Source organism: Streptomyces sp. NBC_00704 (assembly GCF_036226605.1).
Classification (GTDB): Bacteria; Actinomycetota; Actinomycetes; order Streptomycetales; family Streptomycetaceae; genus Streptomyces.
Genome location: NZ_CP109000.1, coordinates 5,055,597 through 5,078,263 on the forward strand (window position 1 = coordinate 5,055,597; position 22,667 = coordinate 5,078,263).

At 74.2% G+C, this 22,667-nt stretch carries 20 protein-coding genes; 9 read left to right on the top strand and 11 right to left on the bottom strand.

All coding sequences use genetic code 11. The features are described from left to right. Nucleotides 1-264 precede the first annotated feature (264 nt). Nucleotides 265-2,031: a hypothetical protein gene (locus OG802_RS22195; RefSeq protein WP_329412993.1), complete on the top strand. Its 1,767-nt coding sequence runs from the start codon at nt 265-267 to the stop codon at nt 2,029-2,031. Nucleotides 2,032-2,061: 30 nt separating this feature from the next. Here the strand turns inward: OG802_RS22195 and OG802_RS22200 are convergent, their stop codons facing one another. The 5 genes from OG802_RS22200 to OG802_RS22220 all read right to left on the bottom strand — a co-directional run bounded on the left by OG802_RS22200 (nt 2,062) and on the right by OG802_RS22220 (nt 6,865). Further along, nucleotides 2,062-2,883 carry a DUF899 domain-containing protein gene (locus OG802_RS22200; RefSeq protein WP_329412994.1) on the bottom strand — a complete coding sequence of 274 codons (822 nt, stop codon included), beginning with the start codon at nt 2,881-2,883 and terminating at the stop codon, nt 2,062-2,064. A gap of 300 nt (nt 2,884-3,183) precedes the next feature. Continuing rightward, the gene (locus tag OG802_RS22205) at nt 3,184-4,815 is read right to left on the bottom strand and encodes a phospho-sugar mutase (RefSeq protein WP_329412997.1); all 1,632 of its coding nucleotides are present in this window, start codon (nt 4,813-4,815) and stop codon (nt 3,184-3,186) included. Between the two features lie 353 nt (nt 4,816-5,168). Then, nucleotides 5,169-5,993, bottom strand: coding sequence for a purine-nucleoside phosphorylase (locus OG802_RS22210; protein WP_329412999.1), 825 nt, complete (start codon nt 5,991-5,993; stop codon nt 5,169-5,171). Nucleotides 5,994-6,099: 106 nt separating this feature from the next. Then, nucleotides 6,100-6,378 (bottom strand): type II toxin-antitoxin system RelE family toxin, encoded by a 279-nt coding sequence (locus OG802_RS22215; protein ID WP_329413001.1) that lies wholly within the window; start codon nt 6,376-6,378, stop codon nt 6,100-6,102. Between the two features lie 49 nt (nt 6,379-6,427). Further along, complete coding sequence (locus OG802_RS22220) at nt 6,428-6,865, bottom strand: gamma-glutamylcyclotransferase (protein WP_329413003.1); 438 nt, start codon at nt 6,863-6,865, stop codon at nt 6,428-6,430. A 96-nt stretch (nt 6,866-6,961) separates the two neighbouring features. On the opposite strand from OG802_RS22220, the gene OG802_RS22225 reads away from it, so the two are divergent. Both OG802_RS22225 and OG802_RS22230 read left to right on the top strand, forming a co-directional pair. Next, a complete protein-coding gene (locus OG802_RS22225; protein WP_329413005.1) occupies nt 6,962-8,410 on the top strand; it encodes an NAD(P)H-quinone dehydrogenase in 1,449 nt (482 codons plus the stop codon). A 200-nt stretch (nt 8,411-8,610) separates the two neighbouring features. After that, on the top strand, nt 8,611-9,576 hold the full coding sequence (locus OG802_RS22230) for a DeoR/GlpR family DNA-binding transcription regulator (protein ID WP_329413007.1): 966 nt from the start codon (nt 8,611-8,613) through the stop codon (nt 9,574-9,576). A 608-nt stretch (nt 9,577-10,184) separates the two neighbouring features. Here the strand turns inward: OG802_RS22230 and OG802_RS22235 are convergent. After that, nucleotides 10,185-11,957: an acetyl/propionyl/methylcrotonyl-CoA carboxylase subunit alpha gene (locus tag OG802_RS22235; protein WP_329413009.1), complete on the bottom strand. Its 1,773-nt coding sequence runs from the start codon at nt 11,955-11,957 to the stop codon at nt 10,185-10,187. 384 nt (nt 11,958-12,341) lie between these two features. On the opposite strand from OG802_RS22235, the gene OG802_RS22240 reads away from it, so the two are divergent. Continuing rightward, on the top strand, nt 12,342-12,911 hold the full coding sequence (locus OG802_RS22240; RefSeq protein WP_329413011.1) for a hypothetical protein: 570 nt from the start codon (nt 12,342-12,344) through the stop codon (nt 12,909-12,911). Here the strand turns inward: OG802_RS22240 and OG802_RS22245 are convergent. From OG802_RS22245 to OG802_RS22260, 4 genes are all read right to left on the bottom strand, one after another. Continuing rightward, nucleotides 12,880-13,485 (bottom strand): Maf family protein, encoded by a 606-nt coding sequence (locus tag OG802_RS22245; protein WP_329413012.1) that lies wholly within the window; start codon nt 13,483-13,485, stop codon nt 12,880-12,882. The two genes, OG802_RS22240 and OG802_RS22245, sit on opposite strands and share 32 nt — an antisense overlap. Nucleotides 13,486-13,523: 38 nt before the next feature. Then, nucleotides 13,524-13,652, bottom strand: coding sequence for a morphogenic membrane protein MmpB (gene mmpB / locus OG802_RS22250; RefSeq protein WP_329413014.1), 129 nt, complete (start codon nt 13,650-13,652; stop codon nt 13,524-13,526). 109 nt (nt 13,653-13,761) lie between these two features. After that, entirely contained in the window at nt 13,762-13,971 is a 210-nt protein-coding gene (locus OG802_RS22255) for an acyl-CoA carboxylase epsilon subunit (RefSeq protein WP_329413016.1), read from the bottom strand. Nucleotides 13,972-13,980: 9 nt separating this feature from the next. Beyond that, the gene (locus tag OG802_RS22260) at nt 13,981-15,603 is read right to left on the bottom strand and encodes an acyl-CoA carboxylase subunit beta (RefSeq protein ID WP_329413017.1); all 1,623 of its coding nucleotides are present in this window, start codon (nt 15,601-15,603) and stop codon (nt 13,981-13,983) included. A 111-nt stretch (nt 15,604-15,714) separates the two neighbouring features. On the opposite strand from OG802_RS22260, the gene OG802_RS22265 reads away from it, so the two are divergent. Both OG802_RS22265 and OG802_RS22270 read left to right on the top strand, forming a co-directional pair. Further along, complete coding sequence (locus tag OG802_RS22265; protein WP_329413018.1) at nt 15,715-16,590, top strand: biotin--[acetyl-CoA-carboxylase] ligase; 876 nt, start codon at nt 15,715-15,717, stop codon at nt 16,588-16,590. Between the two features lie 169 nt (nt 16,591-16,759). After that, nucleotides 16,760-17,911: an adenylate/guanylate cyclase domain-containing protein gene (locus OG802_RS22270; protein WP_329413019.1), complete on the top strand. Its 1,152-nt coding sequence runs from the start codon at nt 16,760-16,762 to the stop codon at nt 17,909-17,911. 39 nt (nt 17,912-17,950) lie between these two features. On the opposite strand, the gene OG802_RS22275 is transcribed toward OG802_RS22270, so the two are convergent. Then, nucleotides 17,951-18,730, bottom strand: a complete 780-nt coding sequence (locus OG802_RS22275; protein WP_329413020.1) for a hypothetical protein — start codon at nt 18,728-18,730, stop codon at nt 17,951-17,953. A gap of 166 nt (nt 18,731-18,896) precedes the next feature. Between OG802_RS22275 and OG802_RS22280 the strand changes: the two genes are divergently transcribed. From OG802_RS22280 to hutH, 3 genes are all read left to right on the top strand, one after another. Then, a complete protein-coding gene (locus tag OG802_RS22280; RefSeq protein ID WP_443055296.1) occupies nt 18,897-19,766 on the top strand; it encodes an enoyl-CoA hydratase/isomerase family protein in 870 nt (289 codons plus the stop codon). A 102-nt stretch (nt 19,767-19,868) separates the two neighbouring features. After that, a complete protein-coding gene (locus tag OG802_RS22285; protein WP_329417300.1) occupies nt 19,869-21,017 on the top strand; it encodes a GGDEF domain-containing protein in 1,149 nt (382 codons plus the stop codon). Between the two features lie 84 nt (nt 21,018-21,101). Further along, nucleotides 21,102-22,640 (top strand): histidine ammonia-lyase, encoded by a 1,539-nt coding sequence (hutH, locus tag OG802_RS22290; RefSeq protein ID WP_329417302.1) that lies wholly within the window; start codon nt 21,102-21,104, stop codon nt 22,638-22,640. The last annotated feature ends 27 nt before the right edge of the window (nt 22,641-22,667 follow it).

The window sequence follows — 22,667 nt, forward strand, 5'->3', positions numbered from 1 at the left end:
ACATACGCCCCTGATGGGCGGGCTCCTGGGCCTTCTCGCCCCGTCACTCTGTGAGCTTCGGCGGTGAGAGCCCGTGAGTCTCGGGGGCCGGTGGGTTCGAGGGCCAGGATGTGCTTCTGGCTGTGTGGTTGTGCGGGCGTGCGGCTGTCGGCTGTCCGGCTGTGGGGTTGTGGGGTTGTGCGGTCGTGCGGTCGTGCGGCTGGGGGGGGGTGGGCAGGCGTGCGGGTCTGCGGGGGACGAGTTCGGTTCGGTGGGGAGACGGCGATGAGTTCGCGTGCTGGTGATGTGTCACGGCTGCCCGAGGGTGCGGTGGGGTCCGGCGGGGGTGCGGCCGCCTGGGACGGTGGGCCGGCGCTGCGGTGGGCACGGGCGCTGCCCCCGCGCTGGGTGCCCGTGCGGACGCCCGACTGGGCCTTCGCGGTGCTGCCGCTGACGGCGGTGGCGGGCGCGGGGCTGCTGGGCGGACACGGCGGGCTGCCCGCGTGGGGCGCCGCCCTGATCGCCCTGCACCTGGTGTGGCCGGTGCTGCGGCCCGAGATGGCGGCCTTCACGGCCCCCGTCGGCGTCGCCCTCGTCCTGACGGCCGGGGACGGACTGCCGCTGCCCGCGCGGCTCGGCCTCGCGGCCTGGCAGACGGGCGTCTGGGCGGCCGTCTGCCTGCGGCTGGCGGCGCGCCGGCGGCAGAGGGCGGCGGCTCTCACCGCTGCCGGGGGCGCGGCGGCCGTGGCTCCGGACGGCATGGGCGGACGTTCGCCGCGCGGGACGTTCCTGCTGTGGGCGGGGCTCGGCCTGGCCGCCGCCGGTGGCGCGCTGCGGGCCGTGACGGGCGCCTGGGACGGACCCGGCGGGCGTCAGGCAGTTGCGGCCGCGGGCTGGTGCCTCGCCGGTCTCGGGCTCACCGTGCTGGTCTCCGCGGCCCTGGCCCGCCACCGTGCCGTCGGGCCGCGCCGGGGGCCCGTTCCGGTGCTGCGGGTGCTGGCGCGGGTGAACGGCGACCTGGAGACGGAGGTCTTCGCCGCCGACGATCTCGCCGCCCGGCGGCCCCTGTTCACCGTCTCCACCGCCGACGGCCGCGGCGCGCCGGACCACCGCGTCGAGGCGCGGGCGGACGAGACGGACGAGGGGAACGAGGGGGACGAGGCGAGGGGCGCGGACCGGACCGGCGGCGATGAGCCCGCCGAGTCCGCCGAGTCCGCCGAGTCCGCCGAGCTGCGCGAGCTGCGTGAGCTGGTCGGGGGCGGGCGTGTCGGTCCGCTGCGGGAGGCCGTGCTGTACGGGGCGCCCTTCGACGGCGCCGAGGTCGTGCTGCTGGCCGCCGCGGCGAAGGCCGGCGCCCCGCCCGTGGTGGAGACGTCCCTGGGACCCGTGCGGCCGGTGACGGAGGCCGCTCTGCGGCGGCGGGAGAGGAACGAGCGGGTCCGGGCCGTCCGGGAGGGCCGCCGGGAGGAACGTCGGGAGGCCGCCGTCGCCCTCGCGGCCGCCGCCGTCGAGCAGGCCGGCCCGGAGGCGCTCGGGCGGGTGCGCCGATGGCGTGCCGGATGGGCCGACCGGCTCCTCGTCGTGCCGGCGGCGCTGGTCCTCGCGCTCCTCGCGGACGACTCCGTGTGGCGGGGCGTCCTGTCCGGCATCGCGGCGACCCTGATCGCCGCCCTCGTGCTGCCCCGCCGGCTCGCGTGGCGGATCACGGCCGACCGCGACGGCCTGTGGTTCAACGGCTTGCTGGGCGCCCGCCGCCTGGCCTGGGAACACGTCCGGGCCGTCGAGGGCGAGGGCGGCCGGCTGCGGATACGCGCCACGCGGGCCTCGTTCGACGAGTGGCGGGCTCACTCCCTCCACTGGCCGTGGCTGGAGCGCAGGCTCGGCGTGGTGCACCCGTACGAGCGGGCGGCCGCCGAGATCACCGTGCTGTGGCGGGATCCGGCGACCCGGCCGACCTCGCAGGCCGACGAGCGGCTGCGCGGGCGGGCGCTGTGGCCGCTGGCGATCGTGGTCGGGGCGCTGGTGGCGGGCGGGTCGCTGGCCCTGCGGTGACAACCGGAGTGCCGGGGGTGGCGGTCCGGGTCAGTGGCAGGGGCTTCGCCGGCCGAGGGTGTCCGCGGGGGTCGCGCCGGGTCGGGTCCACTGCGGGACCGGGCGGCTGGTCGGACCCCAGGTGGCGTCGCCGTCCGCGTCCGAGCGCCAGTACCAGCATGGGTGGTCCCCGGCCGGGCGGCCCTCGGGGTTGTCCTCCCAGGCCTCACGGCGGCCGAAGGGCGTCCGGTCGAGCACGGCGAACGACCCGCTGAACGCCTCGATCCCCCGGCCGGTCGTGGAGTAGGTGAGGAAGACGCGGTCGCCGTCGCGCAGGAAGCAGGCCAGCTCTCCCATGGCGCCGCCGATCGGCCCGGCCACGTCGCGCACGGAGTACCAGGGCTGGGTGTAGCCCATGAACGCGACGAACGGGGCCACCTCCTCCCACGGACCGGTGGTCAGGAAGGCGAACGACACTCCGCGGGCGTTGAGGTAGACGGCGTCCCTCAGGTGCCAGGCCACCATCGTGCAGCCCTCGCACTGCCCCTGGTGCGGCGCGCCGTCGTACCACATGTGCTTGTAGACGACGAGCTCGTCGCGGCCCTGGAACAGGTCCAGGAAGGGCACCGGGCCGTCGGGGCCGACGACCTCGGCCGTCCCGTCGACCTCCAGCATCGGCAGCCGGCGGCGGGCCGCGGCGATGGCGTCGCCCTCCCGGGTGTGCGCCTTCTCGCGCACCAGCAGCTCGTCACGGGCCGCCTGCCACGCGGCCGCGTCGACGACGGGCGGGAGACCGGGCGCGGCGGCGGAACGGTCCGGGACGGTGGGCGAGTGGCCCGGGGCGGTGGCCGAGTGGTCCGGGGTGGTCGTCATGGCGTCCTCCGTGCGTCTGGTGGTGGGCGCCGTCGGGGAACGCCGGACTGACGTCCCGCGACGGTCACCGGAACAGACCGGAGAAGCGGCCGGAACTCATCGCGCCGGCAGTGAGCATGCCCGCAGTACCGGCGTGCGCGGCGAACCCGTGCGGGGGCGGACCCTTGCCGGCTGTGGCTGCGCACGGCGGTGGGCCCGCACCCTGGGGGCGCCCCCCCCGCACACCCCGGGGGCGAACCCGCACGTCGGCCGGACCCGCCCCAACCTGCTCCGGTGCTCCGGTGTCGTGGGGCGCCGGTGTCAGATGCCGGCCGCCGCCGACAGGTCCCGCTTGATCGTGGCGAGGACGGCGTCGGCCCGGGTGCGCGCGGCGGGGAGTTCGTCGTGACCGGCGACCGGGACGACGACCTCCAGGTAGCACTTCAGTTTCGGCTCGGTGCCGCTGGGCCGGACGATGACGCGGGCGCCGTCGAGCGTGTAGCGCAGGCCGTCGGTGGGCGGCAGCGTGTCCGTGCCCCGGGTGAGGTCCTCGGCCCGGGTGACGGCCAGGCCCGCCAGTGAGGCCGGAGGCTGCGCGCGCAGCCGCTCCATCGCGCGGGCGATGACCGTGAGGTCCTCCACCCGCACCGACAGCTGGTCGGTGGCGTGCAGGCCGTGCTCCACGGCGAGGTCGTCGAGGAGGTCCAGGAGGGTGCGGCCCTGTTCCTTGAGTTCGGAGGCGAGTTCCGTGATCAGCAGGGCGGCGGTGATGCCGTCCTTGTCGCGCACGCCCTCGGGGTCCACGCAGTAGCCGAGGGCCTCCTCGTAGCCGTAGCGCAGGCCGTCGACGCGGGCGATCCACTTGAAGCCGGTGAGGGTCTCCTCGTAGGGCAGACCCGCCTTCTCGGCGATGCGGCCGAGCAGGGACGAGGAGACGATCGACTCGGCGAACGTGCCCCGCGCGCCGCGGCGCACGAGGTGGGCGGCGAGCAGGGCGCCGACCTCGTCGCCCCGCAGCATGCGCCAGTCGCCCGCGTACGGGACGGCCACGGCGCAGCGGTCGGCGTCCGGGTCGTTGGCGACGACCAGGTCGGGGGAGTGGGCGCGGGCCGCGGCGAAGGCGAGGTCCATCGCGCCCGGCTCCTCCGGGTTGGGGAAGGCCACGGTCGGGAACTCCGGGTCGGGCTCGGCCTGCTCGGCGACGAGAACCGGCGCGGGGAAGCCCGCGCGGGCGAACGCGGCGACCAGGACGTCCTTGCCCACGCCGTGCATCGCGGTGTAGACCGTGCGGGCCGTGCGGGGGGAGTCCGGGGCCAGGACGGCGTCGGTGCGGGCCAGGTAGGCGTCGAGGACGGCGTCGTCGAGGATCTGCCAGCCCTCGTCCGGGCGGGGGACCTCGTCCAGGCCGCGGACGGCGTCGATCTCCGCGGCGATCTCGGCGTCCGCGGGCGGCACGATCTGCGAACCGTCGCCCAGGTACACCTTGTAGCCGTTGTCGCGGGGCGGGTTGTGGCTGGCCGTGACCTCCACCCCGGCGACCGCGCCCAGGTGCCTTATGGCGTACGCGAGGACGGGGGTGGGCAGCGGGCGGGGCAGGACCGCGGCGCGCAGTCCGGCGCCCGTCATGACCGCGGCGGTGTCGCGGGCGAAGTCGGCGGACTTGTGGCGGGCGTCGTAGCCGATGACGACCAGGCCGCCCTGCCGACCCTTGCCCTTGAGGTACGCGGCGAGTCCGGCGGCGGCGCGGATGACGACCGAGCGGTTCATCCGCATGGGGCCGGCCCCCAGCTCGCCGCGCAGGCCGGCGGTGCCGAACTGGAGGGTGCCGCTGAAGCGGTCGGTGAGCTCGGCGACGTCGCCGGCCTCGATGAGCCGGGCCAGTTCGGCGCGGGTCTGCGGGTCCGGGTCCTCGGCGAGCCAGGACCGGGCGCGGGAGAGGAGATCGTCGTGCACGGGAGTCAGCCTCCGGTTGCGTGGGGGACGCCGGTTGTCTTCCAGCTCGGGCCGGGGTCGGCCGGCCCTTCTGGAGGGTGCCCCCTCTGAGGGAGTGTGAGGACGGGGCCGGACCGGATCAGGGCCGGCCGTGGTGCGGGCGCCCCAGGGGCCAGGGGGACCGAGGGGTCGAGGGGCCGGGCGGTGTCGCCCGTCGGGCGCGACGCCGCGTGGGGGCGGACGCCGCCGGGCCCGCGCGACGCCCTGTCCGGCGGCACGCGGGAGAGCCCCGTCGCGCGACGCGCCGCACCGGCCGCCGCGCGGATCCGGAGCGGAGCGCCGGGCGAGGTCCGGGCTCCGGGCGGCGGCGGCGCTCAGATGCGGCCGAGCACCCGCGCCAGCAGCGATCCCATGCGCGTCGCGCTGTCGCGACCCGCCTGAAGGACCTCTTCGTGGTTCAGCGGCTCGCCCGTCATGCCGGCGGCGAGGTTGGTGACGAGGGAGATGCCGAGCACCTCGGCGCCCGCCTCGCGCGCGGCGATGGCCTCCAGCACCGTCGACATGCCGACCAGGTCCGCGCCGATGGTGCGGGCCATGCGGATCTCGGCAGGCGTCTCGTAGTGCGGGCCGGGGAACTGGGCGTAGACGCCCTCCTCCAGCGTGGCGTCGATCTCCTTGCACAGGGCGCGCAGCCGCGGCGAGTACAGGTCCGTCAGGTCGACGAAGTTCGCGCCGACGATCGGCGAGGTCGCCGTCAGGTTGAGGTGGTCGCTGATCAGCACGGGCTGACCGGGGCGCATGCCCTCGCGCAGGCCGCCACAGCCGTTGGTCAGCACGATCGTCTTGCAGCCGGCCGCCACCGCGGTGCGCACTCCGTGGGCGACGGCGGCGACGCCGCGGCCCTCGTAGTAGTGGGTGCGGCCGAGGAACACCAGCGCCCGCTTCTCGCCGATCCGGTACGAGCGGACCTTGCCGCCGTGGCCCTCGACCGCGGGCGGCGGGAAGCCGGGCAGCTCGGTGACCAGGAACTCTGCGTCGGGGGCGCCCAGGGCGTCGACGGCCGGAGCCCAGCCGGAGCCCATCACGAGGGCGACGTCGTGGGTCTCGGCGCCGGTCAGTTCGCGCAGGCGAACGGCGGCGGCGTCGGCGGCGGCGTGCGGGTCGCCCTGGATGTCGTCCGGGAGAAGAGATGCGTTCACGCGACTGAGGGTAGCCGCTTCCGGCCTACGCGCGTAGATGCCGAACCCGACGGGACGGCGATCGTTGCCTTGTTGTTTCCGACGAGGGCGGACCGCCGGGCGGCGATCAGTCGTCCGTGATCAGCACGTCCTCGACGTTGAAGACTTCGACGATGAAGATCAACAGGCGTCCGCGACTGATCGTGTACTCCACGAGGACGTTCTGCGTGAGGCGGATCGTCCGGTCGTCACCGGTGGAGCCTATGGGCCGGGACGCGGACAGGAACGGGTCCCGGGCCAGCAGAGCGATGCCCTTGTCGAACGCCATGCGCTGCCGGTCGTCGAGCCGGTCGCGGGCCTCGGCGGCCTGCACCGTGTAGGAGACGTCGTACGTTGTGGGGGTCATGCCGTCTCCCGTTGCCGCGCCGATTCCTGGAGTGCAGGAGCCGGGCCTCTCAGCAGGGCCTCTTCCGCAGCTCCATCACGTAATCGTGTGGCGCCCCCGCCGATTCCGCCGCGTCGGCGACCTCGCCCAGGTACCGGGCCGACGGCAGTCCGCCCTCGTAGCCGTTCAGGACGTACATCCAGGCGGACTCCTCGCCCTCCAGCGTGTGCACCCGGACCCGGGCCCGCCGGTAGATGCCGAGGCCCACGCCCTCCCAGCGGTCCAGGGACTCCTCGTCCATGGGGGCGACGTCGTACAGCGCGACGAATACCTGCGCGAGGGGGTCCTCCACGACGGTGGCCAGCGCCCCCTCCCACCCCAGCTGCTCGCCGCCGAACGTCAGCCGCCAGCCGTTCAGCCAGCCGGTGGCGCGCAGCGGCGAGTGAGGAGCGCGGCGGGTCATCAGCCGCGCGTCGAGGTTGCCGGCGTACGCGGCGTAGAGCGACATGCAAGGAGAGTACGGCAGTGGGCGCGGGCGTCACTCTGGTCACAGTCCCGGCCTCCGCGGCCCCCGGGGCGGTAGCACGGCGGCAGGTACGGGAGAATGGGACACGTGACTCGGATCGTGATCATCGGTGGCGGACCCGGCGGCTATGAGGCGGCCCTGGTGGCCGCGCAGCTCGGCGCGGAGGTGACCGTCGTCGACTGCGACGGTCTGGGCGGAGCGTCGGTGCTGACCGACTGCGTGCCGTCGAAGACCCTGATCGCCACGGCCGAGGTGATGACGACCTTCGACTCCTCGTACGAGGAGCTGGGCATCATCGTGGCCGACGACACCCCGCCGCTGGAGCAGGCCGCCCGGGTCGTCGGCGTGGATCTCGGCAAGGTCAACCGGCGGGTGAAGCGGCTCGCGCTCGCCCAGTCGCACGACATCACCGCCGCCGTCACCCGGGCCGGCGCCCGCGTGCTGCGCGGCCGCGGCCGGCTGGAGGGCATGCAGGCCCTCGACGGCTCCCGGAAGGTCGTCGTCTCGGCCGCCGACGGAACCGAGGAGACCCTCACCGCCGACGCCGTGCTGCTCGCCACCGGCGCCCACCCGCGCGAGCTGCCGGACGCGCAGCCCGACGGCGAGCGCATCCTGAACTGGACCCAGGTCTACGACCTCGCCGAGCTGCCGGAGGAGCTCATCGTGGTCGGCTCAGGCGTCACCGGCGCCGAGTTCGCCGGCGCCTACCAGGCCCTCGGCTCCAAGGTCACCCTCGTCTCGTCCCGCGACCGCGTGCTGCCCGGCGAGGACCCGGACGCCGCCGTCGTCCTGGAGGACGTCTTCCGCCGCCGCGGCATGAACGTCATGGCCCGCTCCCGCGCCGAGTCCGCCAAACGGGTGGGCGACCGGGTCGAGGTCACGCTGTCCGACGGCCGCGTCATCACCGGCTCGCACTGCCTCATGGCCGTCGGCGCCATCCCGAACAGCGAGGGGCTCGGGCTGGAGGAGGCGGGCGTCAAGGTCCGCGAGTCCGGGCACATCTGGACCGACAAGGTCAGCCGCACCACCGCGCCGGGCGTGTACGCGGCCGGAGACGTGACCGGGATCTTCGCCCTGGCCTCCGTCGCCGCCATGCAGGGCCGCATCGCCATGTACCACTTCCTCGGCGACGCGGTGGCCCCGCTCAACCTGAAGACGGTCTCCTCGAACGTCTTCACCGACCCCGAGATCGCCACCGTCGGCTACAGCCAGGCCGACGTGGACGGCGGGAAGATCGACGCCCGGGTCGTCAAGCTGCCGCTGCTGCGCAACCCGCGCGCCAAGATGCAGGGCATCCGCGACGGCTTCGTCAAGATCTTCTGCCGGCCGGGCACCGGGATCGTCGTCGGCGGCGTGGTCGTCGCGCCGCGCGCCTCGGAACTCATCCACCCCATCTCGATCGCCGTCGACAACAATCTGACGGTCGAACAGATCGCGAACGCGTTCACCGTGTACCCGTCCCTTTCGGGCTCGATCGCGGAGGTGGCGCGCCAGCTGCACACCCGCAAGACGGCGGGCGAGGTCTGACGGTCCGGCCCGACGGCCCGCCGACTCTCCCCTGGTCACGGGGAGTTGACGGCGGGCCGTCGGCGTGTCGCCGGACAGTGCGGGCGGCATAGTCGCCGGAACTGGGCCTTATACCACTCCCCGTGCCCCTGTGCGAACAACTTCTACTATTCGGCGCAAAGAGCTGAAAGCAGACGGTCGTCCGCGTTACTGTCAGTTTCGTGTTCGCTGCAGAACGTCGTCAATTGATCCTCGAAATGGTGCGAGCGAACGGGGCCGTGTCGCTCCGTGAACTCGCCCGCGTCGTCCAGACCTCCGAAGTGACCGTGCGGCGGGACGTGCGCGCACTGGAGGCAGAAGGACTCCTCGACCGCCGGCACGGCGGTGCGGTATTGCCGGGCGGGTTCACGCGAGAATCCGGCTTTCCGCAGAAATCCCATCTCGCGACCGCCGAAAAGACCGCCATCGCGGATCTCGCCGCGAGCTTCGTCGAAGAGGGCGAGGCCGTCGTGGTCGGGGCGGGCACCACGACACAGGAGCTGGCCCGCCGGCTCGCCCGGGTGCCCGGACTGACCGTCGTCACCAACTCCCTCCTGGTGGCCCAGGCGTTGGCCCACGCCAACCGGGTCGAGGTCGTGATGACCGGCGGCACCCTGCGCGGCTCCAACTACGCCCTGGTGGGCAGCGGGGCCGAACAGTCCCTCCAGGGGCTCAGGGTCTCCCGCGCCTTCCTCTCCGGGAGCGGGCTGACCGCCGAGCGCGGTCTGTCCACGTCCAACATGCTGTCGGCGTCCGTGGACCGGGCCCTGGTGCAGGCCGCCGCCGAGGTCGTGGTCCTCGCCGACCACACCAAACTCGGCTCCGACACCATGTTCCAGACGGTGCCGACGGACCTCATCACCCGCCTGGTGACCGACGAGCCGCCCGCGCACGACGACCGCGCCGCCACCGAACTCCAGGCCCTGGCCGACCAGGGGGTGCAGATCGCCGTGGCCGGGGCGTCGGGAGGCCAGGGGGGTGAGGCGGTCCCGGCGCGTCACCAGCAGCAGCGCCGGGACGTACCGCTGCCGGCCCCGCGCCGGGGCCAGGTCCCGGGCGCTCCCGCGGGGCTGCGCGCCGCCTCGATGCTGGGCGAGCAGCCCCCGGGCGGAGAGCGGGCCCGCGTCGCGGACCTGCGCCGTCGCTGACCGGGCTTCTCGACGAGACCGCCCGGCCCCTGCCGGGCCCGCGACGCCGGCCGTCTCCGCGGACACGGCCCGGACGGGGCGTCCACCCCGCGGTACCGGTGGCCCGGGTCCGGTCGCCCCACGCGGCGGCCGGGTCGCCGGACGCCGAGCCGGCCGTCCGGGTCGCCGGACGCCGAGCCGGCCGTCCGGGGCCGGCCGTCCGGGGCCGGCGGGTCCGGGGGAGAGGATCGGGGCCGGCGGGTCCGAGGCAGGCGGGTTTGCGGCCAGAGGTTGACGGCATCGCTCGAACGGGTGGGCAGACACGGCCGGCTGACGCCGGTCGGCCGACGCGGTCGGCTGACGCGTATCCCGTCCGAGGCGGGAGGGCCCGCCGGCCGCCAGTCGTCTGATGCCCGTCGCCCGCTGCCGGAGGTCCGCTGCCGGTCGTCCGTTGCTGTTGGTCCGCTGCCGGTGGTCCGGCGTCGATCGTCCGGCCTCGGTCCGCCCGGATGCCTGGAGTGAGCCGGTTCGGCGGTGCGACGCCCGTCGCCGGGGGGGGGCGCAGGGGGCCGTCAACGCGGCGAGGCGCCCGCGGGGTGCGGGCGCCTCGGCACGGTGGAGCGGTGGGGTCAGTCCTTGATCTCGCAGATCGCGGCGCCCGAGGTGACGGACGCGCCGACCTCCGCCGCCAGGCCCTTCACGGTGCCCGAGCGGTGCGCGTTGAGCGGCTGCTCCATCTTCATCGCTTCGAGGACGACGACCAGGTCGCCCTCCTTGACCTCCTGGCCCTCCTCGACGGCCACCTTGACGATGGTGCCCTGCATCGGGGAGGCGAGGGTGTCGCCGGAGGCCACGGGGCCGGACTTCTTGGCCGCGCGGCGCTTGGGCTTGGCGCCCGCCGCGAGACCCGTGCGGGCCAGGGACATGCCCAGCGAGGACGGCAGGGAGACCTCCAGGCGCTTGCCGCCGACCTCGACGACGATCGTCTCGCGGTCCGTCTCGTCCTCCGTGTCGGCGTCGGCCGGAGCGGAGAACGGGGGGATCTCGTTGACGAAGCCGGTCTCGATCCACCGGGTGTGGACCGTGAACGGGTCCTGGCTGCCGGTGAGTTCGGGGGCGAACGCCGGGTCCCTGACGACCGCGCGGTGGAACGGGATCGCCGTCGCCATGCCCTCGACCTGGAACTCGTCCAGAGCGCGGGCCGCGCGCTGGAGCGCCTGCTCACGCGTGGCGCCGGTCACGATCAGCTTGGCGAGGAGCGAGTCCCACGCCGGGCCGATGACCGAGCCGGACTCGACTCCGGCGTCCAGCCGCACACCCGGACCGGACGGCGCCTCGAAGCGGGTCACCGTGCCCGGAGCGGGCAGGAAGCCGCGGCCCGGGTCCTCGCCGTTGATGCGGAACTCGAAGGAGTGCCCGCGCAGCTCCGGGTCGCCGTAACCGAGCTCCTCGCCGTCGGCGATGCGGAACATCTCGCGCACCAGGTCGATGCCGGCGACCTCTTCGGTGACCGGGTGCTCGACCTGGAGACGGGTGTTGACCTCCAGGAAGGAGATCGTGCCGTCGGCGCCGACGAGGAACTCGACGGTGCCCGCGCCGACGTAGCCGGCCTCCTTGAGGATGGCCTTGGAGGAGGAGTACAGCTCGGCCGTCTGCGCCTCGGACAGGAACGGCGCCGGGGCCTCCTCGACCAGCTTCTGGTGACGGCGCTGGAGGGAGCAGTCACGGGTGGACACGACGACCACGTTGCCGTGGCTGTCGGCCAGGCACTGCGTCTCCACGTGCCGCGGCTTGTCCAGGTAGCGCTCGACGAAGCACTCGCCCCGGCCGAACGCGGCGACCGCCTCGCGGACGGCCGAGTCGTACAGCTCGGGCACCTCCTCGAGGGTGCGGGCCACCTTCAGACCGCGGCCGCCGCCGCCGAAGGCGGCCTTGATCGCGATCGGCAGGCCGTGCTCCTCGGCGAAGGCGACGACCTCGTCGGCGCCGGAGACCGGGTCGGGCGTGCCGGCGACCAGCGGCGCGCCCGCACGCTGGGCGATGTGCCGGGCGGCGACCTTGTCGCCGAGGTCGCGGATGGCCTGCGGGGGCGGGCCGATCCAGATCAGGCCGGCGTCCAGGACCGCCTGGGCGAACTCGGCGTTCTCCGAGAGAAAGCCGTAGCCCGGGTGGATGGCGTCGGCGCCGGACTCCCGCGCCGCGTTCAGCACCTTCTCGATGTCGAGATAGCTGGTCGCCGGAGTGTCACCGCCCAGGGCGAACGCCTCATCCGCCGCGCGGACATGCAGAGCGTCCCGGTCCGGGTCGGCGTAGACGGCCACGCTCGCGATACCGGCATCCCGGCACGCCCGGGCCACGCGGACTGCGATTTCGCCACGGTTGGCGATGAGCACCTTGCGCACGATTGAGGCTCCCTCCTTGAAACAAGCCGAGTTTAGGGACTGCCGACACGGCTCTACGACCCGTCCCCAAAGGTGAGCTTGCCCACACGGAGCGTGATGTCAGGCTCACTCGACCGCGAAATCCCTTGTAGTACCGCCGTACGCAGCACTCCTGCGGGAAACCCTAGCCCTCCTGTGTGGTCAAGGTCTCTGTGAGGGCGTGCTGCGGCCCACTCTGTTTCTTTGTCGAGTCCCTACGAATGGCCCAATGATTCTTTGCCGCCCTCAGAACCCTTGTCCCGCCGTTTACCCGTTAGTAGCGTTCCGGGTGTCTCGAACGTACTTGAGGTAACAGCTAGCTTGCCCGGCCTCGCTGAGGTCCGGCTCGAAAGTGGGTGGGGACCCGTGGTCCGCAGACCGGTGGCGTGGGTCGTGGCGATCGTGCTGTTCGCCGAGGCGCTGGGCATCGCCGCGCTGAACTGGTTCATGGGCGTGGTGGTGGACCGGCAGGACATGTCCCTGGCAGGCATGGACCCCGGCGTCATGTCCACGTCCTCGAAGGTCGGCGGGATCGTCTTCGGCCTCTACTTCGCCCTGTGCGCGGTGGTGGCGCTGCTGGTGGCCCTGCGCGACCGCGCGCCGGCCGGCTTCGGCCGGGTCCTGCTGATCAGCGCGGCCGTCGTGCACGGTCTGCTGGGCGCCTTCGCGTGGGGGCTGCTGGGCGTGCCGCAGTTCGTGTTCATGGTGGTCGTGCTCGCCCTGATCGTGCTGCTGCTGATGACGTACGACGCCCGGCAGCGGCCGGTCGCGGACACGCCCCCGGGCGGTGGGGGCGACGGCGGCGGTTCGCCCGCGACGCCCCCGCCCGCCACGCCCGAGCCGGTGTCGCCCAAGCAGGTCCCGCACGAGACGGTCCCGCACGAGACGGTCTCGCCCAAGCCGGTCACGCCTCCGACGGTGCCCACAACTCCGTGATGCCCACGCCCAGTTGCGCCAGCAGCCGGCGTACGAGGGGCAGGCTGATGCCGATGACGTTGCCGTGGTCGCCGTCGATGCCGTCGATGAACGGGGCCGAGCGGCCGTCGAGGGTGAACGCCCCGGCGACGTACAGCGGCTCGCCCGAGGCGACGTAGGCGGCGACCTCCGCGTCGGTCGGCTCGCCGAAGCGCACGACGGTGGAGGCGGTCGCGGAGGCGTAGCGCCCGCTGACGGTGTCGTAGACGCAGTGGCCGGTCTGGAGCGTGCCGGCGCGGCCGCGCATCGCCTTCCAGCGGGCGGTGGCCTCGGCCGCGTCCGCGGGCTTGCCGAGCGCCTCGCCGTCGAGGTCGAGCACCGAGTCGCAGCCGATCACCAGGGCGCCGGAGACGTCGGGCCGGGCGGCGACGACGGACGCCTTCGCCTCGGCGAGGGCCAGTGCCAGCTCGGCCGGGGTGGGGGCGGTGACGGCGTCCTCGTCGACCCCGCTCACGATCACCTCGGGAGCGAGACCGGCCTGACGCAGCAGGTTCAGCCGGGCGGGGGACTGGGAGGCGAGGACGAGTCGGCGCATGCGGTCAGCCTAGGGCCTGTCCCGGCGGCGGGGCGCGGCTACCGGATGCCCAGCACGATCATCGCCACCACCATGGCCAGTGCGAGGAAGAGGCCGAGTCTCCGCAGGGTCTCCTGCATCTGGCGGAGTTCGTCGGGGGGCTCGTTCTCGGGGTCGGACCACAGCATTCCACCAGCGTGGAACGGGCGGGCCGACGGCGCCTGAGTACCCGTACTCAAGTTGCCGGCCCGCAGTCGTCGCCGGAGGTCCGGTCGCCCGACTGCGGGCCGGCTGCCGTCAGGACGGCCAGTAGGTGCGGGTCCAGGACGCCTGGCCGGGGTGGGGGAGGCGGTGGCCCGCGATCCTCGCCGGGTCGGACCAGGCGTCCCTGGTGGTCCGCGCGCCGGACGGCTCCGCCAGTGCCGCCGCGGCGCGGGCCCGGACCACCGCCAGGGCGGCGGCGAGCTCCTCGGGGGTCGGGTTGCCCCGTACGACCTTGATCGTCACAGCGGCTCCTTAGAGGGGGATGTTGCCGTGCTTCTTCGGAGGCAGGGATTCCCGCTTGGTGCGCAGTTGACGCAGACCGCGCACGATGTGCCGGCGGGTGTCCGACGGCATGATCACCGAGTCGACGTAGCCGCGCTCGGCCGCCACGTACGGGTTGAGGAGGGTGTCCTCGTACTCCTGGATCAGCCGGGCGCGCACCGCCTCCAGGTCCTCGCCGGCCGCGACCGCCTCCGCGATGGTGCGCCGGTGCAGGATGTTGACCGCGCCCTGCGCGCCCATGACGGCGATCTGGGCGGTCGGCCAGGCCAGGTTGAGGTCGGCGCCCAGGTGCTTGGAGCCCATGACGTCGTACGCGCCGCCGAACGCCTTGCGGGTGATGACGGTGATCAGCGGGACGGTGGCCTCGGCGTAGGCGTAGATCAGCTTGGCGCCGCGGCGGATGATGCCGTCGTGCTCCTGGTCCACGCCGGGCAGGAAGCCGGGCACGTCCACGAACGTGATGACCGGGATGTTGAAGGCGTCGCAGGTGCGCACGAAGCGGGCCGCCTTCTCGGAGGCCGTGATGTCCAGACAGCCCGCGAACTGCATCGGCTGGTTGGCGACGATGCCCACCGGGTGGCCCTCGACCCGGCCGTAGCCGGTGAGGATGTTCGGCGCGAACAGGGCCTGCGTCTCGAAGAACTCGGCGTCGTCCAGGACGTGTTCGATCACCGTGTGCATGTCGTACGGCTGGTTGGCGCTGTCCGGGACGACGGAGTCCAGCTCCAGGTCCTCCTCGGTGACGGACAGGTCCGCCTCCTCGGGGAACACCGGCGCCTCGGAGAGGTTGTTGGACGGCAGGTACGACAGCAGCTGCTTGACGTACTCGACGGCGTCCTTCTCGTCGCCGGCCATGTGATGCGCCACGCCCGACACGGAGTTGTGGGTGCGCGCGCCGCCCAGCTCCTCGAAGCCGACGTCCTCGCCGGTGACCGTCTTGATGACGTCCGGGCCGGTGATGAACATGTGCGAGGTCTGGTCGACCATCACCGTGAAGTCGGTGATCGCGGGGGAGTACACCGCGCCGCCCGCGCACGGGCCCACGACCAGGCTGATCTGCGGGATCACCCCGGAGGCGTGGGTGTTGCGGCGGAAGATCTCGCCGTAGGCGCCCAGCGAGGCCACACCCTCCTGGATGCGGGCGCCGCCGGAGTCGTTGATGCCGATGACCGGGCAGCCGGTCTTCAGGGCGAAGTCCATCACCTTGACGATCTTCTGCCCGTAGACCTCGCCCAGCGCCCCGCCGAAGACGGTGAAGTCCTGGGAGAACACGGCGACCGGACGTCCGTCCACCGTGCCGTAGCCGGTGACGACGCCGTCCCCGTACGGGCGGTTGTGCTCCAGGCCGAAGTTGGTGGAACGGTGCCGGGCGAACTCGTCCAACTCGACGAAGGAGTCCTCGTCGAGAAGGAGGTCGATGCGCTCACGGGCCGTCAACTTGCCCTTGGCGTGCTGCTTCTCGACGGCGCGTTCCGAACCGGCGTGCGTCGCTTCCTGGATACGGCGCTGGAGATCCGCGAGCTTGCCCGCGGTGGTGTGGACGTCGATCCCTTGGGTCTGTTGGATCTCGTGGCGCTCTTCCGGCTCGGACATCGGGATCGCGGCTCCCTGCCTGCTCAAAAGGGGGGACGGTTACTCATCCGTAGCGTAGTGCTGGCCCTACGGATCGGCAGTGCGGCATTCGACACACCTAGGGTGGCTTGCATGACACCGCGAGATGCAGCAGACGCAGGCGGCGGCCGGTGGTCCGATCTGGACCGTCCGCCCCTCGACGCGACGGCCCTGCGCCGGGGGCTGGTCCGGGAGGGCGGCCTGTGGACGGGCGTGGACGTGGTGCAGCGCACCGGTTCCACCAACTCCGACCTGGTCGCCGCGGCGGCCGCGGGCGAGGCGGGCGAGGGCGCCGTGCTGGTCGCCGAGGAGCAGACGACCGGCCGGGGCCGCCTGGACCGCCGGTGGACCGCGCCCCCGCGCTCGGGCCTGTTCTTCTCCGTGGTGCTCACACCGAGCGAGGTGCCGGTGGCCCGCTGGGGCTGGCTGCCGCTGCTCACCGGCGTCGCGGTGGCCACCGGCCTGTCCAGGGCGGCCGGCGTGGACACGGCACTCAAGTGGCCCAACGACCTCCTGGTGACCGTCGGGGGAGAGGAACGCAAGGCCGGCGGCATCCTCGCGGAGCGGGCCGGCGAGCGCGCGGTGGTGGTGGGCGTCGGCGCCAACGTCACCCTGCGCGCCGCGGAACTCCCGGTGCCGCAGGCGGGCTCGCTGGCGCTGGCCGGGGCGGTGAGCACCGACCGGGACACGCTCCTGCGGAGCGTCCTGCGGTCGCTGGAGGAGTGGTACGGGCGCTGGCGGCGGGCCGGCGGCGATCCCGCGCAGTGCGGTCTCCAGGAGACGTACGCGGCCGGGTGCGCCACCCTGGGACGAGCGGTACGGGCCGAGTTGCCGGGGGACCGGTCGATCGTCGGCGAGGCGGTCGCGGTCGACGGCGACGGACGTCTGGTGATCGCCACCGAAGAAGGGGTACAGGAGCCCGTGGGAGCGGGCGACATCGTCCATCTGAGGCCGGCGAGGCCGGCGTGAGGCCGGCATGAGAGCGTCGTGAGACCGGCGGCCGTCGTGGCCGTCACGGTCTCGCGGGCCCGACCGCACCGCGTACCCCGTCGCACCGAACGGAGTGAGCTGGCGCACACCTGCCGTAGAGTTGAGGCCGGTCGATACCTGACCGCGGAAGATCGGAAGGGCAGCAGGCGTGACCGTCGACGACACGGGCTCCGGCGCGGGCGAGGACGGCCGGGGCAACCTGCCGGCCGCCGACCCCGGCGAGCCGGGCGACCCCGGTGAGGACCCGCATCCTCTGGCGCTGCGCCTCGAACAGCTCATCCTCGGCGCCGAGCGGCGCTACACGCCCTTCCAGGCCGCCCGCAGCGCCGGCGTGTCCATGGAACTGGCGTCGCGCTTCTGGCGGGCCATGGGCTTCGCCGACATCGGACAGGCCAGGGCGCTCACCGAGGCCGACGTGCTCGCCCTGCGGCGGCTGGCGGGTCTCGTCGAGGCGGGGCTGCTGAGCGAGGCGATGGCCGTGCAGGTGGCGCGGTCCACCGGGCAGACCACCGCCCGGCTGGCGGAGTGGCAGATCGACTCCTTCCTGGAGGGCCTGACCGAGCCGCCCGAGCCGGGCATGACCCGCACCGAGGTCACCTACCCCATCGTCGAGCTGCTGCTGCCCGAGCTGGAGGAGTTCCTCGTCTACGTGTGGCGGCGGCAACTGGCCGCCTCGGCCGGCCGGGTCGTGCAGGCCGCGGACGACGAGGAGATGGTCGACCGCCGGCTCGCCGTCTGCTTCGCCGACCTGGTCGGCTTCACGCGGCTGACCCGCCGCATGGAGGAGGAGGAGCTCGGCGAGCTGGTGGAGGCCTTCGAGACCACCTCCGCCGACCTGGTGGCCGCCCGCGGCGGCCGGCTGATCAAGACCCTCGGCGACGAGGTGCTGTACGCGGCCGACGACGCGGGCATCGCCGCCGAGATCGCGCTGCTGCTCGTCGAGACGATGAGCCACGACGAGACGATGCCCGAGCTGCGCGTCGGCATGGCGTTCGGCACGGTCACCACCCGGATGGGCGATGTCTTCGGCACCACGGTGAACCTGGCGTCCCGGCTGACGTCGATAGCTCCCCGCGACGCCGTCCTGGTCGACAGCGCGTTCGCCGAGGAGCTGATCCGCACCGGCGACGCCCCGGCCTCCGAGGCGGAGGCCGCGGAGGAGGCCGCCGCCGCGGAGAAGGAGGGCGAGGAGCCGCCGAAGTACCGCTTCGCGCTCCAGCCCATGTGGCAGCGCCCGGTGCGCGGCCTGGGCGTCGTCGAGCCCTGGCTGCTCACCCGGCGCGGCGATCCGCGGGACTGACCCCGGACGGACGACCCGCCGCCCCCTGCGCGGGCCTTGCTAGAGCTTCGGCAGGGGGCCGACGAGCGGGTCCACGCACAGGCCGACGACCGGGACGCAGACGCCCGGCCGGCGCGGGGCCCCGGTGTGCGACGGCTGGGGCGCGGGCGGCGTGGTGGCCGGGGCGGGAGCCGGTGTCCGCGAGGGCCGCGGGGCCGTGCTCGCGGTGGGCGCTGGCCGCGGCGCCTCGGGTGACCGCGGTGTGCCGGCGGCGCGCCCCGTGGCCGCCGGGCCGGGTGCGGCCGGGGTGTAGGTGGCGCCCGGAGTGAGGGCGACGGACGTGGGCGAGCCCGGGGCGCCCGGTACGAGGCCGGTGTCGCGGGCCGGGCCGGCGCTCGCGCCGCCCATCGCGCTGGGCGCGCTCGGGGAGGGCGCGACGGTGGCGGCCGTGTCGACCGAGCGGCCGGGACCGACGCCGGCCCCTGCGTCCGACCCGGAGTCCGACCCAGTGTCGGCTCCGGTGCTCGCCACGGGATCGGGCTGCGGATCGGCCTCCGCGGCCCCGATCCCGGCGGGACCTCCCGCGTCGGGCGTCAGCCGCACCAGGCTCAGCACCCCCGCCGCCAGGGCGAGGCCGCCGGCGGCGAACAGCACCTTGTGCGGGCGGGGACGGCGATGCCGGCCACGGGAGCGGGGAACCCACGGCCGCTCGGTCCCGTCCTCCGCCGGGGCCGTCGGCCCGGATGCGGCCAGGTCCAGCGCCGTGAGGCCCTGTGCCATGAGGTCCTGCACCCTGAGGTCCTGTGTCGTCGGGGCCGCCCCGGTCCGCGTGCTCGTCATCGCGTTTCCTCCCGGATGCGCTCGCGCCCCCGCCGCGCCGGGGCGGACGCACGTTATGCGCTCCTGTGAGGGGTGCGGGGCGAGTTGGGCGGGATGTCACTCGAACGAGTGGGCGGGGGCCCCGATCGGGACGGGTCCGCCCTTTCGCCGCCGGGCCCCGGCTGCGATGATCGGACCACAGTTGTTAACCATCGTTAACCCGGAGGGTGTCGTGAGCGGTGTCGTGGGCGTCGGGGACGAGGAGCGGTTCGGGGAGTTCGTGGCGGTGCGCCGGCACGGGGACGGCGGGCATGTCGCGGAGCTGGCACTGGACCGGCCGAAGGCCATGAACGCGGTCTCCACCGACATGGCCCGGTCGATCGCCGGGGCCTGCGCGGCGCTGGGCGGGGACCGGGACGTCCGGGTGGTCGTGCTGACCTCGACGCACGAGCGGGCGTTCTGCGTGGGCGCGGACCTCAAGGAGCGCAACTCCTTCAGCGACGCGGACCTCGTGCGCCAGCGGCCGTACACGCGCGGGGCCTACACCGGCGTCCTGGAGCTGCCGGTCCCCACGGTCGCGGCGGTGCACGGCTTCGCGCTGGGCGGCGGCTTCGAGCTGGCGCTCGCCTGCGACCTGATCGTGGCCGACGGCACCGCCGTGGTGGGGCTGCCCGAGGTGTCGGTGGGCGTGATCCCGGGCGGCGGCGGGACGCAGCTGCTGCCGCGCCGGGTGGGGGCGGCGCGGGCGGCCGAGCTGGTCTTCACCGCCCGCCGGGTGGCGGCGGCCGAGGCCCGTGAGCTGGGCCTGGTGGACGTCCTCGTGGAGGACGGGCGGGACCGGGAGGAGGCGCTCGCGCTGGCCGCGCGGATCGGAGCCAACTCGCCGGTGGGCCTGCGGGCGGCGAAGCGGGCGCTGCGGCTCGGGCAGGGGCTGGACCTGCGCGCCGGGCTGGAGGTCGAGGACGCGGCGTGGCGGTCGGTGGCGTTCTCGGGGGACCGGGCGGAGGGCGTGGCCGCGTTCAACGAGAAGCGGAAGCCGCAGTGGCCGGGCGAGTGAGCCGGCGGGGACGGTCCGCGTCACTCTAAGTGCCCCCTCCGTGTCTCTTTTTCACCCAAATATCCCTAGCCTGGGGTGATGGGCGAGGGCAGGGGTGAGGCGATGGGCGAGGACACGCGCCTCGTGGCCGTGGTGGCGCTCGCGCAGGGCATGGCGGCCGCGCGCACCCCCCGCGAATCGTGGCGGGCGGCGGCGCTCGGCGCGTGCCGCGCGCTGTCCGGGGGCTTCGCCGCCCTGTCGGTGTGGGAGCGCGACCTCGGGCGGCTGCGCGTGCTGGTGAACGTGGGCGCCCGGGCGGCTGGCGAGGACGAGTTCCCCGAGGCCGAGGCCTACCCGGTGCACCGGTTCCCCGAGATCACCGAGTTCCTGCACGAGCGCTGGGCGTCCGGCGGCGAGCCCAACGCCTGGGTGGAGACGGCCGAGGGACCGGCCGCCGGGCGTCCGGGCTACTGCCACCAGAGGGTCGCCGCCCTGCGCCGCCGGGGCCGCGGCTCCTGCGTGGTCGCGCCGATCGTGCTGCACGGACGGGCCTGGGGCGAGCTGTACGTGGCCCGCCCGGTCGGCGCAGTCGTCTTCGGCCGCGCGGACGCCGACTTCGCCACCGTGCTGGCCGCCGTCGTGGCCGCCGGGCTCGCGCAGACCGAGCGGCTGGAGGAGGCCCGCCGGCTCGCCTTCACCGACGCCCTGACCGGTCTGGCCAACCGCAGGGCCGTCGACGTGCGGCTGGAGGAGGCGGTCGAGCGCCACCGCGCGGAGGGGGTCGTGGTCAGCCTCGTCGTGTGCGATCTCAACGGGCTGAAGCGGGTCAACGACACCCTGGGGCACGCCGTCGGCGACCGGCTGCTGGAGCGGTTCGGGTCGGTGCTCTCGCTGTGCGGGGCGATGCTGCCGGGCGGGCTGGCCGCCCGGCTCGGCGGGGACGAGTTCTGCCTGCTGGCCGTGGGCCCGCCCGCCGACGACGTCGTCAAGGTCGCCGGCGAGCTGTGCCGGCGGGCCGGTGAGCTGGAGCTGGGCGAGGGGGTGGCCTGCGGGGTCGCCTCCACCGAGGACCCGATCGGGCCGGTGGGCTCGGCGCGGCGGCTGTTCCGGCTGGCCGACGCCGCGCAGTACCGGGCGAAGGCCGTGCGGGCCGCCCGGCCGGTGGTCGCCGGGCGGGAGGGTCCGGACGATCCCGTGGTGCGGCTGGCCGACGAGCCGCCGCCGGAACGGGAGCGCGGCGCGGAGCGGCGCAGGTTCCGGGGGCGGCCCTGACGGTGTGACGCAGTCGGTAAGGGGCGAACCCGGTCTCCACTGGTGACATCTTCGTCTTCAATCACTACGCTCCTGAATATGGATATGCACACTGTGGTGGTGGGGACGCACGGGGTCACCGCGTCCGACGTGCTCGCCGTGGCGCGCGGCGGCGCCCGCGTCGAGCTCTCCGACGAGGCGGTGGCGGCCCTCGCCGCGGCCCGCGAGATCGTGGACGCGCTGGCGGCCAAGCCCGAGCCCGTCTACGGCGTCTCCACCGGGTTCGGCGCCCTCGCCACCCGGCACATCAGCCCCGAACTGCGCGCCCAGCTCCAGCGCAACATCGTCCGCTCGCACGCGGCCGGCATGGGCCCGCGGGTGGAGCGCGAGGTCGTCCGGGCGCTGATGTTCCTGCGGCTGAAGACCGTCTGCTCCGGGCACACCGGCGTGCGGCCCGAGGTCGCGCGGACGATGGCCGACATCCTGAACGCCGGCATCACCCCGGTCGTCCACGAGTACGGCTCCCTCGGCTGCTCCGGCGACCTGGCCCCCCTCTCCCACTGCGCCCTCACGCTCATGGGCGAGGGCGACGCGGAGGGCCCCGACGGCGTCGTCCGGCCCGCCGGCGACCTGCTCGCCGAGCACGGCATCGCCCCCGTCGAACTGCGCGAGAAGGAGGGCCTGGCCCTCCTCAACGGCACCGACGGCATGCTCGGCATGCTGGTCATGGCCCTCGCCGACCTCGACATGCTCTACAAGTCCGCCGACGTCACGGCCGCCCTGTCGCTGGAGGCCCTGCTCGGCACCGACAAGGTCCTCGCCCCCGAGCTGCACGCCATCCGCCCGCACCCGGGCCAGGGCGCCTCGGCCGCCAACATGCTGGCCGTGCTGGCGGGTTCGGAACTCACCGGCCACCACCAGGACGACGCCCCGCGCGTCCAGGACGCCTACTCGGTGCGCTGCGCCCCGCAGGTCGCCGGCGCCGGCCGCGACACCATGGCCCACGCCCGTCTCGTCGCCGAGCGGGAGCTGGCCTCGGCCGTGGACAACCCGGTGGTGCTGCCCGACGGCCGGGTGGAGTCCAACGGCAACTTCCACGGGGCGCCGGTCGCCTATGTGCTCGACTTCCTCGCCATCGCCGTCGCCGACCTCGCCTCCATCGCCGAGCGGCGCACCGACCGGCTGCTGGACAAGAACCGCAGCCACGGCCTGCCGCCGTTCCTCGCGGACGACGCCGGCGTCGACTCCGGGCTCATGATCGCCCAGTACACGCAGGCCGCGCTGGTCAGCGAGCTGAAGCGGCTGGCCGTCCCGGCGTCCGCCGACTCGATCCCGTCCTCCGCGATGCAGGAGGACCACGTGTCCATGGGCTGGTCCGCGGCCCGCAAGCTGCGCAGCGCCGTCGACAACCTCACCCGCGTGCTCGCCGTCGAGCTGTACGCGGCCACGCGCGGCGTCGAGCTGCGCGAGGGGCTGAACCCGGCGCCGGCCACGCGCGCGGTCATCGACGCCGTGCGCGCGGCGGGCGTCCAGGGCCCCGGCCCGGACCGGTTCCTCGCGCCTGATCTCGCGGCGGCGGACGCGTTCGTGCGCGGCGGAGGCGTCGTCGCCGCCGTGGAGACGGTCACCGGCCCGCTGAGGTAGCGCCGCCACGGCACGGGCCCCGCCCTC

Excerpts from the sequence above, each read along its gene's own strand:
- OG802_RS22220 (WP_329413003.1), bottom strand. The coding sequence starts at position 6,865 with ATGTCGCTCTACGCCGCGTACGCCGGCAACCTCGACGCGCGGCTGATG.
- OG802_RS22215 (WP_329413001.1), bottom strand. The coding sequence starts at position 6,378 with ATGACCCCCACAACGTACGACGTCTCCTACACGGTGCAGGCCGCCGAG.
- OG802_RS22195 (WP_329412993.1), top strand. The coding sequence starts at position 265 with ATGAGTTCGCGTGCTGGTGATGTGTCACGGCTGCCCGAGGGTGCGGTG.
- OG802_RS22280 (WP_443055296.1), top strand. The coding sequence starts at position 18,897 with ATGATCGGACCACAGTTGTTAACCATCGTTAACCCGGAGGGTGTCGTG.
- hutH (WP_329417302.1), top strand. The coding sequence starts at position 21,102 with ATGCACACTGTGGTGGTGGGGACGCACGGGGTCACCGCGTCCGACGTG.
- OG802_RS22265 (WP_329413018.1), top strand. The coding sequence starts at position 15,715 with ATGACACCGCGAGATGCAGCAGACGCAGGCGGCGGCCGGTGGTCCGAT.
- OG802_RS22275 (WP_329413020.1), bottom strand. The coding sequence starts at position 18,730 with ATGACGAGCACGCGGACCGGGGCGGCCCCGACGACACAGGACCTCAGG.
- OG802_RS22260 (WP_329413017.1), bottom strand. The coding sequence starts at position 15,603 with ATGTCCGAGCCGGAAGAGCGCCACGAGATCCAACAGACCCAAGGGATC.
- OG802_RS22285 (WP_329417300.1), top strand. The coding sequence starts at position 19,869 with ATGGGCGAGGACACGCGCCTCGTGGCCGTGGTGGCGCTCGCGCAGGGC.
- OG802_RS22225 (WP_329413005.1), top strand. The coding sequence starts at position 6,962 with ATGGGACACGTGACTCGGATCGTGATCATCGGTGGCGGACCCGGCGGC.
- mmpB (WP_329413014.1), bottom strand. The coding sequence starts at position 13,652 with ATGCTGTGGTCCGACCCCGAGAACGAGCCCCCCGACGAACTCCGCCAG.
- OG802_RS22245 (WP_329413012.1), bottom strand. The coding sequence starts at position 13,485 with ATGCGCCGACTCGTCCTCGCCTCCCAGTCCCCCGCCCGGCTGAACCTG.
- OG802_RS22200 (WP_329412994.1), bottom strand. The coding sequence starts at position 2,883 with ATGACGACCACCCCGGACCACTCGGCCACCGCCCCGGGCCACTCGCCC.